The 14,653-nt window shown below is 65.7% G+C and carries 13 protein-coding genes; 10 read left to right on the top strand and 3 right to left on the bottom strand.

The genetic code is table 11. From position 1 onward, the window contains the following. Positions 1 to 4 precede the first annotated feature (4 nt). Positions 5 to 1,078: a glycosyltransferase family 1 protein gene (locus QE385_RS03370; protein WP_307099077.1), complete on the top strand. Its 1,074-nt coding sequence runs from the start codon at positions 5 to 7 to the stop codon at positions 1,076 to 1,078. On the opposite strand, the gene QE385_RS03365 is transcribed toward QE385_RS03370, so the two are convergent. Together QE385_RS03365 and QE385_RS03360 are read right to left on the bottom strand one after the other, a co-directional pair. After that, positions 1,075 to 2,436 (bottom strand): SGNH/GDSL hydrolase family protein, encoded by a 1,362-nt coding sequence (locus tag QE385_RS03365; RefSeq protein ID WP_307099075.1) that lies wholly within the window; start codon positions 2,434 to 2,436, stop codon positions 1,075 to 1,077. The two genes, QE385_RS03370 and QE385_RS03365, sit on opposite strands and share 4 nt — an antisense overlap. A 3-nt stretch (positions 2,437 to 2,439) precedes the next feature. Next, positions 2,440 to 2,703 carry a hypothetical protein gene (locus tag QE385_RS03360; RefSeq protein ID WP_307099073.1) on the bottom strand — a complete coding sequence of 88 codons (264 nt, stop codon included), beginning with the start codon at positions 2,701 to 2,703 and terminating at the stop codon, positions 2,440 to 2,442. Positions 2,704 to 2,948: 245 nt separating this feature from the next. Here QE385_RS03360 and QE385_RS03355 point away from each other — a divergent pair, with 245 nt between their 5' ends. Both QE385_RS03355 and QE385_RS03350 read left to right on the top strand, forming a co-directional pair. After that, positions 2,949 to 3,482: a serine O-acetyltransferase gene (locus QE385_RS03355; RefSeq protein ID WP_307099071.1), complete on the top strand. Its 534-nt coding sequence runs from the start codon at positions 2,949 to 2,951 to the stop codon at positions 3,480 to 3,482. Positions 3,483 to 3,522: 40 nt separating this feature from the next. Next, complete coding sequence (locus QE385_RS03350; protein WP_307099070.1) at positions 3,523 to 4,743, top strand: glycosyltransferase family 4 protein; 1,221 nt, start codon at positions 3,523 to 3,525, stop codon at positions 4,741 to 4,743. Between the two features lie 26 nt (positions 4,744 to 4,769). Here the strand turns inward: QE385_RS03350 and QE385_RS03345 are convergent, their stop codons facing one another. After that, positions 4,770 to 6,236, bottom strand: coding sequence for a hypothetical protein (locus QE385_RS03345; protein WP_307099068.1), 1,467 nt, complete (start codon positions 6,234 to 6,236; stop codon positions 4,770 to 4,772). A gap of 322 nt (positions 6,237 to 6,558) precedes the next feature. Here QE385_RS03345 and QE385_RS03340 point away from each other — a divergent pair, with 322 nt between their 5' ends. The 7 genes from QE385_RS03340 to QE385_RS03310 all read left to right on the top strand — a co-directional run bounded on the left by QE385_RS03340 (position 6,559) and on the right by QE385_RS03310 (position 14,544). Continuing rightward, positions 6,559 to 7,752 carry a hypothetical protein gene (locus QE385_RS03340; RefSeq protein ID WP_307099067.1) on the top strand — a complete coding sequence of 398 codons (1,194 nt, stop codon included), beginning with the start codon at positions 6,559 to 6,561 and terminating at the stop codon, positions 7,750 to 7,752. Positions 7,753 to 7,804: 52 nt separating this feature from the next. Further along, the gene (locus tag QE385_RS03335) at positions 7,805 to 8,635 is read left to right on the top strand and encodes a polysaccharide biosynthesis/export family protein (protein ID WP_307099065.1); all 831 of its coding nucleotides are present in this window, start codon (positions 7,805 to 7,807) and stop codon (positions 8,633 to 8,635) included. 44 nt (positions 8,636 to 8,679) lie between these two features. Further along, entirely contained in the window at positions 8,680 to 10,047 is a 1,368-nt protein-coding gene (locus tag QE385_RS03330; protein WP_307099063.1) for an ATP-binding protein, read from the top strand. Further along, positions 10,044 to 11,411: a GNVR domain-containing protein gene (locus tag QE385_RS03325; RefSeq protein ID WP_307099061.1), complete on the top strand. Its 1,368-nt coding sequence runs from the start codon at positions 10,044 to 10,046 to the stop codon at positions 11,409 to 11,411. Before QE385_RS03330 ends, QE385_RS03325 begins: the two co-directional genes overlap by 4 nt. Further along, positions 11,408 to 12,076 (top strand): hypothetical protein, encoded by a 669-nt coding sequence (locus QE385_RS03320; protein WP_307099059.1) that lies wholly within the window; start codon positions 11,408 to 11,410, stop codon positions 12,074 to 12,076. The genes QE385_RS03325 and QE385_RS03320 overlap by 4 nt, the downstream gene beginning before the upstream one ends. A gap of 8 nt (positions 12,077 to 12,084) precedes the next feature. Continuing rightward, complete coding sequence (locus tag QE385_RS03315; protein ID WP_307099056.1) at positions 12,085 to 13,200, top strand: glycosyltransferase; 1,116 nt, start codon at positions 12,085 to 12,087, stop codon at positions 13,198 to 13,200. A gap of 174 nt (positions 13,201 to 13,374) precedes the next feature. Then, complete coding sequence (locus QE385_RS03310) at positions 13,375 to 14,544, top strand: acyltransferase (RefSeq protein WP_307099054.1); 1,170 nt, start codon at positions 13,375 to 13,377, stop codon at positions 14,542 to 14,544. Positions 14,545 to 14,653 lie beyond the last annotated feature (109 nt).

The following is a 14,653-nucleotide window of genomic DNA, read 5'->3' as shown; positions in this document are numbered from 1 at the left end:
AGTCATGACGAAGATCTACGTGAACGGCCGGTTCCTCGGCCGGACGATGACCGGGGTCGAACGCTTCGCCTTCATGGTGCTGGACCGCGTCCATGCGCGGATCGTTTCGGGCGCGGAGCCCGCGCGATGGACGCTCCTCCTGCCGCCTGGGGTTGAAAAGCCTGCGCAATGGACTGGTTTCGCGGCAAAAAACGTCGGAAGCTGGGGCGGGCATTTCTGGGAGCAGGCGACGCTGCCGGGGGCTGCGCGGGACGGGGTGTTGGTCAATCTGTGCAATTCGGGGCCGGTGCTGCCACGTCGGTCGCTGACCATCATTCACGATGCGCTGGTCTATGACATGCCGGGCAATTTTTCGCGCCCCTACCGGCTACTGCACCAGAGTTTGGGGCGGCTTCTGTCCCGCCGATCCCATCTTGGGACGGTTTCGATGTTCTCGCGCGACAGATTGTCGGCGGTGCTTAAGGTTCCCACGGACGCCATCCCGGTCATCCCCAATGCCGCCGATCATATCGACGCGATCGCCCCCGACGACACGGTGCTGAACGCGCTCGATGTCGAGCGCGGCCGCTATCTGCTGTTCGTCGGATCCTTCGCGCCCAACAAGAACCTGCCGCGCGCGCTGGAGGCGTTCGCGCGGATTCGGCGGCCCGAGGACCGGCTGGTGCTGGTCGGCGCGGCGGTGCGGTCCTTTGCGCAGAATGGGCTGGGCGACGTGCCGCCCGAGGGCGTCGTGCTGCCCGGCCGGATCAGCGATGCGGCGCTCATGAGCCTTTATCGCTCGGCACGGGCGCTGGTCTTTCCCAGTCTTTACGAAGGATTCGGCATCCCGCCGCTGGAGGCGATGCGGTTCGGCCGCCCGGTGATCGCGGGCGACATTCCCCCGGTGCGCGAGGTGTGCGGCGACGCCGCGCTCTATTGCGATCCGCAGTCGGTCGAGGCGATCGCGACGGCGATGCAGACGATGCTGCGCGACGACGCCGTGCATGCCGATGTGACCAGCCGAGTCAGCGCGCGCAGTCGGCAGTTCAGCTGGGATGCCAGCGCCGATGCCCTGCTGCGCGCGCTGAAGGCGGTCTAGGCCGCCGTCACCCGGCGGCGAAGCCCCATCTGCCGGACGATCACCGTCGCATTGCCCGCCGCCAGCGCGGAGACGCGAAGCGTCGCGATCAGATAGGGATAGGGGCCGCTCGACGCCGGGACGATGGCGGGGCGGGTGCGCAGGGTCATCAGCGCGGGGTCGTTGATCCCCTGATCGTTGGCGCCGTTCGGATTGCTCATGTCCTGCGATCCGAAGGCCGTGCCGTTGGAGCCCATGCTGGCCCCCGCCAGTTCCAGGGTGATCGACTGGAGCGAGGCGGGAGCGGCGACCAGTTCGACGAGCGCGAAGCCCTCCAGTTCGTCGCCCGGCCGCAGATTGGCGTGATATTGCCCGCCGACCGTGCCGGGCAAGGTCTGCTCCAGCCGGAAATGACCCGCGCCGCCAAAGCTGATCGCAGCCTGGACCCCGTTGCCGATGCCGTCGGGATTGGTGACGTTCGACAGCGTGGCGGAGCCGCCGCCGCTGCTCATCGCGGCGGTCCAGCCCGAGGGCGCATCGCCCGTCACCCCGTTGCCCGCCGTCCCGCCGGTCGTCGTGGTGAACAGATGGTTGGTCAGGATCTGGCGACGGCCATTGGCGGGCGTGTCGATGACCCCGCTCGACAGGACCGGGCGCGGCGGTACGATCCGCGCGAGCAGCGCCGCCAGGCTCTTGCCGTGCCAATAGGCCCCGCGCGCATTCATATGGATGCCGTCATAGGAATAGCCCGAACGAAAGGTCGGCGTCGTCGCCCCGGCCTGCATCACCACGGGATAGGCGTCATGGACATGGATGCCGGGCGTCCGTTCGGCATAGTCGGCGATCAGGTGACGCAGCTGGACCAGCGCCGCGATCTTCTCTCCGCTGGTCAGGCTCGATCCGCCGACCTCATTCTCCAGGACCACGGTCATTCCGGCGGCGTAGGCGGTATCGGCGATCAGCCTCAGGTCCCGCATCGCGACGGCGGCGATCGTGTCGATCGTCACCGTCTCGCCGGTGACCGCGTGATTATAGGTAAATCCCGTCGCGACTTGGCCGATATTGTTGATACCGCCCTGCACATAGAGCAGCCCCGCGCCGGTCGCGATCGCGGCGGGCAGCCGCGCCAGCATCTGGTCGGTCCGGTCGCCGCTGACGCCGAACGTGTCCCCGATCGTCATATTGTGGCCGAGCAGCGCATTGGCCCAGTTGATCGGCGACCGCGCGCAGCGGTTGCGGCGGCCGAAGTCGAGATAGATGATCGCCACCCGGCTGTCGCCGAGCGCGGTCAGTTGCTTGGTCAGCCGCCGGTCGGGGCTGACATTCAGGCGGGCCAGACGCGACAGGCCGACCCCGATGCTGCCAGAGGCATATCCCATCGCTCAGGCCTCCGCGATCAGGTTGGCGGCGGTGGTGCCGGTGGCGCGGACATAGGCGGCGTGCACCGCGATGTAGCTGGCGTCGGGCAGGTTGCGATAGGTGACGTCGACCGCGCCATCGATCCCGCGAAGCGTCACGTCGCCGCCGATGCCGACGTAAATGCCCTTGGGAATCTGCGGCAGGGGCTGGGTATCGCTGGGCGTGACGGGGAAGGGCGCGCGCGAGGGGCTGTTCACCGTGTCGATGATGCTGCGTGGATCGGCCATGCGAAACTCTCCCATCGGGGCGGACGGGATCGTCCGCTCCATGGTTGTTCCAGTTATGTTCCAATTTTCGTGTAGGACAGCGAAATTTTCGGCACGCCCGTCCGTGACGGTGCATTTCAGCCCGACTTCGCCATGCTGCGCCGCAAAATGGTACAGCCTGCCCCGGTCGCGACCGCTATACCCTTTCGATCCAACCCGCTACGCAGCGGCGTTGTCTCCACGTCGATGCCATCAAGAGGATCAAGGTGAACGGATTTCTACGATCGGTCTGCCGCGACCTTCACCGCTATGCCCATTTCGAGCAGACGCGGCCGTCATTCGCCTTTGCGGTTCGCATGCTGCTGCTGACCCAGGGGTTCCAGTTCGTGCTGGCGCGCCGCATCCAGGATCTGATCGTGCGGATCCCGGTCGCCGGGCGGCCGCTGCGCCGGGTCTGGTGGTGGTGGACCTGCCGCCGCTTCGGCGCGGAGATCGCGATCGGTGCGACGGTGGGCGACGGGCTCTATATCCCGCACCCCTATGGCATCGTGGTCGGCGTCTGCACCATCGGCGAGGATGTCGCGATCCTTCAGAACGTCACCATCGGCGCGCGCGGCCCCGAAGCGCCCAGCCAGGCGGTGATCGGGCGCGGCAGCTACCTGTCGGCCGGATCGGTGCTGGTCGGTGCGATCACGCTGGGCGAGGGCGCGGTGATCGGCGCGAATGCGGTGGTCCTGACCAATGTGCCCGCCCGCGCCACCGCCGTGGGCATTCCCGCCCGGATCATCACGCGCGGCTGACGCCTTCGCCTCGCCGGCCGACTTTCCAGAGGATTACCCCATGCGCATCCTGAGCATCACGGCCTTCTACACCCCTTTCGTCATCGGCGGCGCGGAGATGTGCGCGCAGAACCTGACCGACTGGTTCGTCGCCAACGGGCATGAGGCAGCGGTGCTGACCGCCGCGCCGACCCCGGCGGACGAGCAATGGGGCGCGGACAAGGACGGCTACAAGGTCTATCGCGTCAGCACGCCGCATCTCTATCCGGTCGCCGCGACCAACCAGCAACCGGGCTGGAAGAAGCCGATCTGGCACATGCAGGACATTCTCGATCCCCGCAACGAGGCGGTGTTCGACCGGGTGATCGCCGAGTTCAAGCCCGACTTCATCCATATCCACTGGATCCAGGGGCTGGGCTATAACGGGCTGAAGGTCATTGCCCGGCACGGCATCCCGACCGCGATCACGCTCCATGATCTGGCGCTGGCCTGCGTCCGCACGACGATGTTCCGCGGCATCGACGAATGCGCCGGGCAATGCGGGACGTGCAAGTTCAGCGCGAAGGTGAAGATGGGCTATCTGCGCCAGCTGCCCCGCCTGGGCTTCATCTCGCCGTCTCAGGCCAATCTGGACCGGGTGGCCGAGCTGTTGCCGATCGACGATTACCCGAAGTTCCATATCCTCAACCCCAACCGCTATCCGGCCCCGACGGTGCGCCATTCGCCGCAGGCCAGGACCCGGCTGCTCTTCGTCGGGCGTCTGGAGGAAACCAAGGGAATCAACTTCCTGCTCGGCATCCTCGACACGCTGTCGAAGGATTTCGATTTCCATCTGACCGTGCTGGGCAAGGGCCCCGAGGAACCGCGCCTGCGCGAGCAATATGGCCATCACGACTGGCTGGAGCTGAAGGGCCATGTCCCGCAGCAGGAGGTGTCGGACATCATGGCGACCAGCGACCTGCTGATCACGCCGTCGCTCTGGGCGGAGAATTCGCCCGGCGTGGTGATCCAGGCGCTGGCCAACGGCCTGCCGGTGATGGGCAGCGACAAGGGCGGCCTGCCCGAGCTGATCCAGCCGGGCGAGAACGGAATGCTGGTGCCGCCGGGCGACGAGGCGCTGTGGCGCTCGGCGATCACCGATGTGCTGCGCCACCCCGAAAAGATGGCGGCGCTGCGCGAAAGCACGATCCGTTCGGCCGACCGTTTCGACTATGACCGGCTGGGCCGAGAGATCATGGCGGCGCTGGAACATATCGCCGCGCAACCGGCCCGCGCAGCCTGATCGCTCAGGAGCGCGGGGGCCGCGGGTCAGAGCAGCCGGGCGTTGACCCCCAGCCGGCTGACGCCGGGTACGTCGATGACGACCGGCATCTCGCCGACCGTGACGGTGCGGTCGGCCGTCCCCGCCGTCGCCGACTGGCAGAGCGTGCGCGTGGTATAGGCCGCGGTGCCGCCCACGGTCAGGCGGCCGGTCCGTCCGGCCAGGCTGCTCCACGCGATGACCTGAAGTCCCTGCGGCGTCGCCGCGCGCACCACGGTCAGGCCCGATCCGACCTGTTGCACCGACATGGCGGTGGCGTTGCGGACGATCTGCGCCGCTTCGCGGAAACCGCACAGCGCGGGCTTGGCGTTGCCCGCCGCGTCGTACAGCCCGAAATGATGCTCCAGATCGTTGGCGTTGGTGCCGGAGTCCTTCAGTTCGTAGATCCAGCTTCCCGCGACCCAGGGCAGGGCGGCGGTGTGCAGCAGGAATTGCGGTACGCTGGTCGCGACGACCGAGCTGGCCACCGAACAGGACAGCGATCCGCCCGGCCAGCCCCATTCGGAGATGTAGATGGGCGGCGTCTGCCCGCCGGTGACCGATGCCAGACGGGTCTGAAGCTGATAGAGGCGCGCGATCGCCGCCGTCGCGGTGCGCAGGTCGGTGCGTTCGCACTGGTTGTAAAGGTGGACCGACACCCCGTCCGCCCGTTTCGCCGCGCCGCGTGCGACCGCATCGGCGATCCAGTCCCAGCTGGGGTCGCTGCCCCCTGCGCCGACGATCACCTTCGTGTCGGGCGTGCTGTCCTTGATCGCGGCGACGGTGTCGCTGGCCAGCGCTGCATAATAGCGCGCCGCGCGGACATCGCCTTCCTCGCCCGCGGTCATCAGCATCGGCTTGTCGGGCGCGGCGGTGACGTTCCACTCGTTCCAGATCTCGTACATCGCATTGCGGCCCGCCGTCGCCGCGACGGCGCGCCTGGCGAAGGCGACGAAGGCGGCGCGACCGGCGGCGCTGATCGGGGGCCAGCTTTCGGGGATGAAGGGATTGCCGTTGGTCAGGATGAACATCGGCCGCGCGCTGGTCTGCTTCAGGAAGCCGCTGATCGCGGGCGCCAGGTGCGAACCGTTGACGTCCCAGTCGGGCGCGAAGTCGTTCCAGAAGATGTCGTCGCGAAACGCGGTGACATTGGCCGCCTTCATCCACTGGGTGGTGGTGGCCGCGTCATAGCCGGACTTGCTGGCATAGGCGAAATGGGTCGCCACGCCGATCTCATAGGGCGTCGACCGGGTGGACAGGTCCCCGGCGCCGAAGATGATGGCGGTGGCGCCCGGATCGCTGGCCAGCGCGGTGGCGTCCGCCGAGGTGGAGCCGGTCGGCGTCGGGGTGGCGGTGGGTGTCGGCGTCGGTGTCGGGCCCGTGACCACGCTCACCGCGCCCGATGACGTGGAACCGCCCCCGCCGCCGCACGCGGCCATCAGGGGAAGGAGGAGCAGAGCAAAATGGGCACGCATGACAAAGCCTTGCTGGGTTTCATCACCTTGTAGGCCGAGCATGATGCAGGGTGGTTAAGTGCACTGGTTAATGCCGGATTCACCGGGATTTTGCGGTTATCTAAAAAAATTCGATTTGGTTCCCTGTCGACGAGATAATTTCGACCTGTCCCATTTTTGCCGCGTTGCAACAAAACCGCCCCTTTTGGGACAGTGCTCGGGCTTGACCGGTGATAGGGGAAAGGGCACCGCAGGTCGTTGTTGGTTGGGTAAACGTAACGAGGGCACGAACCGGATGCTGCAAAGCGGTGACATTTTGCGGCTGCCATCACGGCCTGTCTGCATGGGAATTGCCGCGATCGCCTTATGGTGCGTCGGCGGCACCGCTTACGCACAGGACGAGCGGCTGGGCGTTCCCCTGGTGCCGGTCCTGCCGGTCGCGCGACCCGTCGTCGCCGATCCCGGCCTTTCGTTAACCACCTCGGCCGAGGCGGCCTATGACGACAATATCTTCCGCACGAATTCGCGGCGGACGCCGTCGGTGGACGACTTCATCCTGACGCCGGGCGTGCGCGGCGTATATTGGCGGCAGGTCGGGTTGAACGACGTGCGGGTCGATGCCGATCTGGCCTATAGCTTCTTCACGCTGAACCCGGATCGAAGCCGGGGTCGCGCCGACCTGCATGGCAGCGGGACGTTCCGGGTCGCGGGCGTGTGCCAGATCCAGCCCGATGCGCGCATCCTGCGGCAGCAATCGGACTATGGCGACATCAATGCGGCGCGGGACAATTTCCAGACGGTCAGCAATCTGTCGCTTCGCGTCAGCTGCCCGCGCACGGTCGGCTTCTATCCCGTGGCGGACATCAGCCGCCGGACGACGACGAACAGCACCGCGTTCGACTTTGCCGACCTGCGCAGCGTCTCGCTGCTCGGCGGCATCGGCTATAGCCGCCCGAGCATCGGTCAGGCAGTGCTCTATTATCGCCATCTGAACAGCGAGCGTCCGACGATCAACGTCACCAACCGGGCCGAGCAGGTCGGGGTGACCTTCCACCGCGCGGTGGTCAGCCGCGTGACGCTGGACCTGGACCTCAGCTATCTCGACGTGACGTCGCGTGGGGCGAATGTGCGACCCTATCGCGGGCCGGGCTGGGACGCCAAGCTCGAACTCAAGCCGGTTCCCGCCGCCTCCTTCTCGATCGAGACGGAGCGCCGGATCGTCAACGACTCCCTGGTCCCGGCCGGTTTCGCCGTGCAGACCGATGTCCAGCTGGCGAGCGAGCTGCGCTTCGCCGAGCGGACGCGCCTTCGGGCCGGTGCCATATTGGGGCATCGCAACTTTCGGGGCGACCCACTCGTCATTGCCTCGCCCTTCGCGAGGGACGATTTTCAGTCCTACTCGCTGGGCGTGACACGCCAGCTCGGCGAGCGTCTGAACCTGAATGTGGACGGGCAGTATAGCAATCGCAACACGGATACGGGTGTGAACGAATATCACTTCACCCGCCTTGTTGCCGGAGTTTCCTATCGTTTCTGATCGGTCCTCCCCGGACCGGCCGGATATCGCGCGAATAGCATGAGGACGAAAAATGCGCCGTAAGCATAAGCTATTGCTGGCCATGGTCGTGCTGACGCCGGGCATGGCGTCGGCCCAGCAGGGTGTCGCGCCCGCCCCCGTGCGGACGGCCCCGCTGCCGACCCCGGGCGTGCGCCCGGTCGATACCGCCGCCAGCGCCTATGTGCTGGGCCCGGACGACGAGATCGAGATGAAGGTCTTCGGGCAGGACAATATGTCGCTCAAGACCCGCATCCGCGCCGACGGCACGATCACCGCGCCGTTCCTGGGCAATATCCAGGCGGCCGGGCGGACCACCGCGCAGCTCGCCCAGCAGTTGAGCGAAGCCTATCTGCGCGGCGGCTATCTCAGCCGTCCGTCGATCAACATCGAAGTTACCAACTATGCCAGCAAGAGCGCGACGGTGCTCGGCTCGGTCGGGCAGGCGGGCCTGTATCCACTCGATCGCCCCTATACGGTCGCGGCGATGGTCGCGCGTGCGGGCGGCCCGCGCGCGGACGGGGCCAACACGGTGATCCTGACCCCGATGGGCGGCCAGCCGGAGCGCATCTCGCTGGCCGATGTCAGCGGCGGCGCCGCGCGGCTGGTCCAGCCGGGCGACACGCTGTTCGTGCCGGTCGCCGAGCAGGTCTATGTCTATGGCCAGGTCGAGAAGGGCGGCGGCTTCCCGGTCCAGCCGGGCATGACCTTCCGTCAGGCCCTGGCGCTGGCCGGTGGCCCGACGCTGGCGGGCTCGACCAAGCGGATCGAAGTGCGCCGCGGCGGCAAGGTCCTGCCCAAGGCGACGCTCGACGACGTGGTCCAGCCCGAGGACGTGCTGGTCATCAAGGAAAAATGGTTCTGATCCTGGGGCCGTGGAACCCGGTAATGGCGTTGGGAGTGGCGTAGATGGGGTTCAAGACATGGCTGGCCGCGATCAAGGCCTGGCTGATGGGGGGCACGGCGGAAGCGGCCACCGGCTTGCCGCGCCCGGTAACGGGTGAGCGGCCGATGGGCCGCGTGCCGGTCGACGGCGCGGTGCGGTCGCCGGTGCCGGTCGCCCCGGCCTTCGCCGCGCCTGCGCCCGCTCCGTCGGGGTCGGCGCGTGCGCGGATCCATGCCGCGTTCGACACCGGCATGCCGGTCGAAAGCCGCGCCGGACTGGCGGGGCGGGCCGAAGAGCTGAACCGTCTGGTCGAGGCGGTCATCGAGAATGGCAAGCACGGCATCGTCTTCGGCGCGCGCGGCTCGGGCAAGACTTCGCTGTCGCGCGTGTTCGGCGATCTGGCGGACGAAAAGGGGGCGGTGGTCCTCTATAATCTCGCCAGCGGCGACCTGAGCTTCTCAGAGCTGTATCGCCCCTATCTCACCGAATTGGCGACCATTCCCGGCGGCGGATTGCGGCGCGGCGATATCGCGGCGCTGCTTGATGCGCCGTTCGACGCGCGCGCGCTGGCCAGCATCCTGGCGGAGCGGGTGCGTCGGCCGGTCATCCTGGTGCTCGACGAATTCGATCGCGTGGAGTCGGCGGCGACCAAGTCCGAGGTCGCGGCGCTGATGAAGCTGCTGACCGATATGCGCGCCACGACGCGGGTCGTGACGGTCGGCATCGCCGCCAATGTCGAGGATCTGATCCAGGGCCATCCCTCGCTGCGCCGCCACATGGTGTCGGTGCCGGTCGGCGGGATCGGCGCGGAGTCGCTCAAGGACCTGTTCGTGCGCTGCTGCACGCAGGCCGGGCTGACGGTCGAGGACGGCGCGGCGACCGAGGTCGCGTCGGCGGCCTATGGCTCGCCCTATCACCTGCGGCTTTTCGGCCTGAACTGCGCGCTGGCCGCCGAGAAGGCGGGCGTGAGCCGGATCGATCGCGAGATCGTGCGCATCGGGTTCGGCAAGGCCTTTGCGGACTGGCGAATGCTGAGCGCCACGACGGCGGACCTGCTGGTGCGGTGCGCCCGGCTGCCGACCGGGCACCGCTTCGTGATCGCGCTGATCGCCTATGCGGCGGCGATGCGCACGCGGGTCGACCAGGCCGAGATCACCGCGCTGGCGATCGGCGACGGCTCGCTCGACCCGGCGGTCGTCCAGGCCGCGTTCGACATGCTCCGTCCCATCTTGCGGCCCAGCGCGATCGACGGCCAATATCTGTTCGACGACGCGCTTGCGCCGCAATTCTACCTCCTGCTGCACAGCGGCAGGATTGATCCGCAACCGGCCGACCAGGGCCTGCGCTCCGACCTGCGAGCGTTCCTGGAGCAGGGAGGGCCCATGGCATGACCAGTTTTTCCGATCTTTTGATGGCGTTGCGCCATCGCAGCCGACTGGCGATCGTCGTGGGCGGCGTGGTCTTCGCGCTCATCGCGGTGCTCGGCTTTCTCCAGCCGCGCGCCTACACCGCCAGTTCGTCGATCCTGATCGATCTGACCCAGCGCGATCCGACGACCGAACGTCAGGCCAGCGAGACCGCCGCCTCGGTGATCGACACGATCATCGGGACCCAGCTCGACATCATCCGCAGCGGTGCCGTGCTCGAAGAGGTGGCGCGTCGTGCGCCGCCATCGGTCCTCGCCAAGGCGGGGGAAGGCACGGCGGAATCGCGCATGCAGCGTGCGGTCGGCATTCTTCGCCGCAATCTGAAGGCCGATGCCGACAAGGGCAGCAATGTCATTCAGCTCAGCTATACGGCACCTACCCCGCAGGAAGCGGCCAAGACGCTGAACATCATCACCGAGGTGTTTCTGGGCAAGCAGGTGGCGCTGCGTAGCGTCGCTGCGCGCGAGAATGCCAAATGGTATGACGCCCGGACCGCGGAGGTTCGCAGCCGACTGGAACAGGCGCAGCGCCGCCTGTCCGACTTCCAGCGCCAGCATGGCATCGTCGGCGTGAACCGCATGGATCTCGAGGCCGACAAGGCCCGCAGCCTGTCGACCGAGCTCGTCGCGGCCCAGGCCGCCGCTGCCGCCGCCCGTTCCAAGTCGGGCTCGGCCGCGCAGCCGGAGGTTGCGCAGTCGACCATCGTGCAGGATCTCCAGCGCGAAATCGGCGTCCAGGCCGGTCGCGTGGCCGAACTGTCGAAGACGCTGGGTCCGAACCACCCGGACATGGTCGCGGCGAATGCGCAACTTGCTGCGCTGCGCAGCCAGCTGGGCAATGCTCGGTCGGTACAGGCCCAGGCCCTGACCGCCGCCAGTTCGGCAGCGGCCCAGCGCGAAGCCACGCTTCGTTCCGATCTGGCGCAGCAGCAGGCCCGGATGGTTGCCTTGTCGAGCGTGCAGGACGATCTGAACGTGCTCCAGCGTGACGTCGACGCCGCGCGCCAGACCTATGACACGGTGCGCCAGCGCTTCAACGAAGCCACGCTTCAGAGCGAGATTTCGCGGGCCAATGCCAGCAGCCTCGATCCGGCCGAACCGCCGCTGCTGCCGTCCAAGCCCAATCTGGTGCTGTGGCTGATCGCCGCCATCATCCTGGGCGCGGGCACCGGACTGGCGGCGGCACTGGGCTCCGAAATGCTCCGGCCGCGCCTGCGCACGCCGGCGGGCACGTCGCAGTCGCTCGATCTGGACGTGCTGGCGGATATGACCGACTTGCGGTCGACGCAAAATAGCGGCTGGGCCGCAAACCGGGAGGTAATGGCGTGAGGCTCCGTTCGAGCGCGAATTCCGCGCAGTCCTATGCCGAGGCTGAGGCGCTTCAGGGGCGGGCGACAGGACAGGGGATCGATCCCCTGCTGGTCGCGGCCTTCACGATGGACGACCCCTATGTCGTCGCGATCCGCAGCATCCGCAGCTCGATCGTCCAGCGTTATGAAGACGTGTCGCGCGACACGCGTTACTGCGCGCTGATCGGTCTCGATTGCAACGAGGCGCTGGCGGTGATGGCCGCCAATCTGGCGGTGGTGACGACGCATATGGGATCGTCGACGCTGGTGGTCGACACCAACCATGCGCATCCGCGCGTCGCCGAACTGTTCGGCTGTTCGGATTCGCCGGTGGTCCAGTCGACGCCGCTGGTCGGGCTGACGGTGATCGGGACGGGGCGCGGCGAGGGCGGCGTGGCCGATCCGGTCGAGCGTCGTCCGCTGATCGAGCAGCGCGACGAATGGAATGCGCGGGTCGATCAGGTCATCGTCGCGATCGCGCTGAACGAGGCGCATAGCGCCGCCAGCATCGCCAACGCGCTGCATGGCTTCGACGCGGCGGTGATCGTCGCGCGCAAGAATGTGACGCAAGTCCGGCCGACCCGTGCGCTGATCGACGTTCTGGACCAGCACCGCGTGCCGATCGTCGGTACGGTCCTGGTTTGAGTCGCGCCATGGCGTCGGAGCACGGTCCTGCGCGCGGGGCACCTCGGGTGCTGCACGTTTGCGACAGCATCATCGGGGGGACTGGAAGCTATCTTGCGGAGCTCCTTACTCCGCAAGCCAAGCTATACGGGCCCGCGCAGCTTATGCTGCTGATGCCGCGCCAGCACATCCCTGATCTTGAGCCTCGACTGATCGATAGTGGCATTTCACTCATATATTTCCATCGCCCCAATCGATTACTGGGCATGGTGATGTTGTTTTTTGCATATTTGGCATGTTTGAGGCGCTATCGCCCTGACATCGTCCATGCTCATTCGTTCGGCGCTGGGGTCTGTACCCGCATCGTACCCTGGTTTCGCCGCCACCGCTTGGTTTTCTGCCCGCATGGCTGGGCTTTCAACATGCCCGTGAGCGCATGGATTCGGAGTGCGATAACCCTTGTCGAGCGCATTCTGGCTATGCGCGTCGACCGCATCCTTTTGATATCCCAACACGAGCGGCAGTCTGCCGAACAAGCCGGAATGCCCGTCCGAAAGTTGGTAACCATTCCGAATGCGATCGCGACGGAGCCGCCTCCGGTTGCGGCGGTTTCATGGCAGGATACGCGGATCAAGCTGTTGTTTGTCGGGCGGTTCGATCGACAAAAGGGGTTGGATTTGCTGCTGGATGCCATTCGACCTCTTGGGGCGAAATATAGCGTCCGCGTCGTCGGCCGTCAGGTGGTCGGCAACGGCGTCGATTTGGGTGAGCCGCTGGATTTTGTGGATTTCGTCGGTTGGCGCGATCGAGACGAGGTCTCGGCCGAGATGAAGGCTGCGGACGCGGTGATCGTACCGTCACGCTGGGAAGGCTTTGGCCTGGTCGCTATCGAGGCGATGCGGCTCGGCCGCCCGGTGATCGCATCCGACGCAGGCGGACTGAACGACATTCTGGATCATGGCCGCTATGGTTTCAGTTTTCCCGCCGGTGACGTCCAAGCACTTCGTATTCTGCTCGCCAATCTTGATAAAGATCAATTGCCGTCATTTGGAGAAATTGGTCGCAAACGTTTTCTGGCGGAGTATTCCGCGGACCGTATGGTCAGCCAAGTTGACGATGTTTATCGCGATTTGATGACCAAATGATTTTGTTCCGGTAATCTGCAGCAATCTTTTCGGCCAAATTGGTCTCCGGACACGCCGTGTGGCACCGCCATGGGACAGATTCGCCTGTTGGCCTATTGAGTAATCCTTAAAGAAGCTCATGTTGTGAACCCGTTACACTGTTCCGCATGGGGAACGAACGGGGTTGGCTTTTGGATGGCGGAACGACAAATCAGGTTCGATGCGCTGGACGCGTGGCGGGGCATTGCGGCGCTGATCGTCGCCCTGTTCCATTTTCAGGCAGCCGGATATTTTTACGCGGTTCCGCTGGTGCGGCATGGCAACCTGGCCGTGCCGTTCTTTTTCGTCCTGAGCGGCTTCGTCATTACCCATGCCTATCGATCCAAGCTGCATGATGCGGGGGACGGCTGGCGGTTCATGATCCGGCGTTTTGGACGCCTATATCCGCTGCACTTCGTCACGCTGATGGTGCTTGTCGTGCTGGAACTCGCAAAGCTGGCCGCGATGCAGTTCGGGTTTTCCGCCGCCGAGGGCGCGTTTCAGGGTACGAACAACATATCGTCGCTGATCGCCAACATCTTCCTGCTGCATGCCATCATTCCATTCCCCGACCTGAGCTGGAACGCAGCGAGCTGGTCGATCAGCACGGAATTCTACACCTATCTCGTGTTTCTGCTGGTCTATCTGCTGTCCGGGGCCCGTCATCGCCTGCTGGGATGCGCCTTGGCCTTTGTCGCATCCGGGCTGGTGTTGTTGAATATCGAGATATTCCACCCGCAACTGGGCATCGTGCAAGGCATGGGCATGGCGCAGTGCGTGTTCGGTTTCTTCACGGGCAATCTGACATACGAGCTGTATCTGCGTCTGCGTGGCAATCCCGTATTTCAGGGAACACGGCCCGAGATACTCGCGACCATGCTGATGGTTCTGTTGTTCTGGTTCAAGCCGCCCTTCATCTCATTCGATATTCTGGTGTTCGGCCTAGTCATCCTGCTATTCTCCTATGAGGGCGGCGCCGTGGCGCGTGTGATGCGTGCTCCGGCGCTGCAGCGGCTGGGGGAATTGTCCTATTCGATCTACCTCGTGCACTTCATCATCTTTGCCGTGATGTTCGTCATCGTGCGGCTGGCACAGGCGAAGTTGCACGTGCCGCTGATCGGCGCGATCGGCGGGATCGAGGTGATGGATTTCGGCCCGTCCTGGCTCATGGATCTGGTCGCCCTGGGCTATCTGATCACGGTCGTCATCTGTGCGACCCTGACCTATCGGTTCGTCGAGGTTCCCGGTCGCCGCTTTTTCAATCGCCTGTCCCGGAGCCGCGCCCAGCCCGAAATTCCGACCGGGGTTGAACCAACCCAGGCCTGATACGTTCAGGGCAGGCAGCCGCTGGGAACAGGCTTTCCGCAGCATTAATCATTTGTTGGTCTTTGCGACGTAACGTTTGCGCAATGAGTTATGTCGCTGATCCAATTTA

The sequence above is a fragment of the Sphingomonas sp. SORGH_AS_0950 genome, assembly GCF_030818415.1.
Taxonomy (GTDB): Bacteria; Pseudomonadota; Alphaproteobacteria; order Sphingomonadales; family Sphingomonadaceae; genus Sphingomonas.
This window is presented reverse-complemented; position numbering and strand designations above follow the sequence as displayed.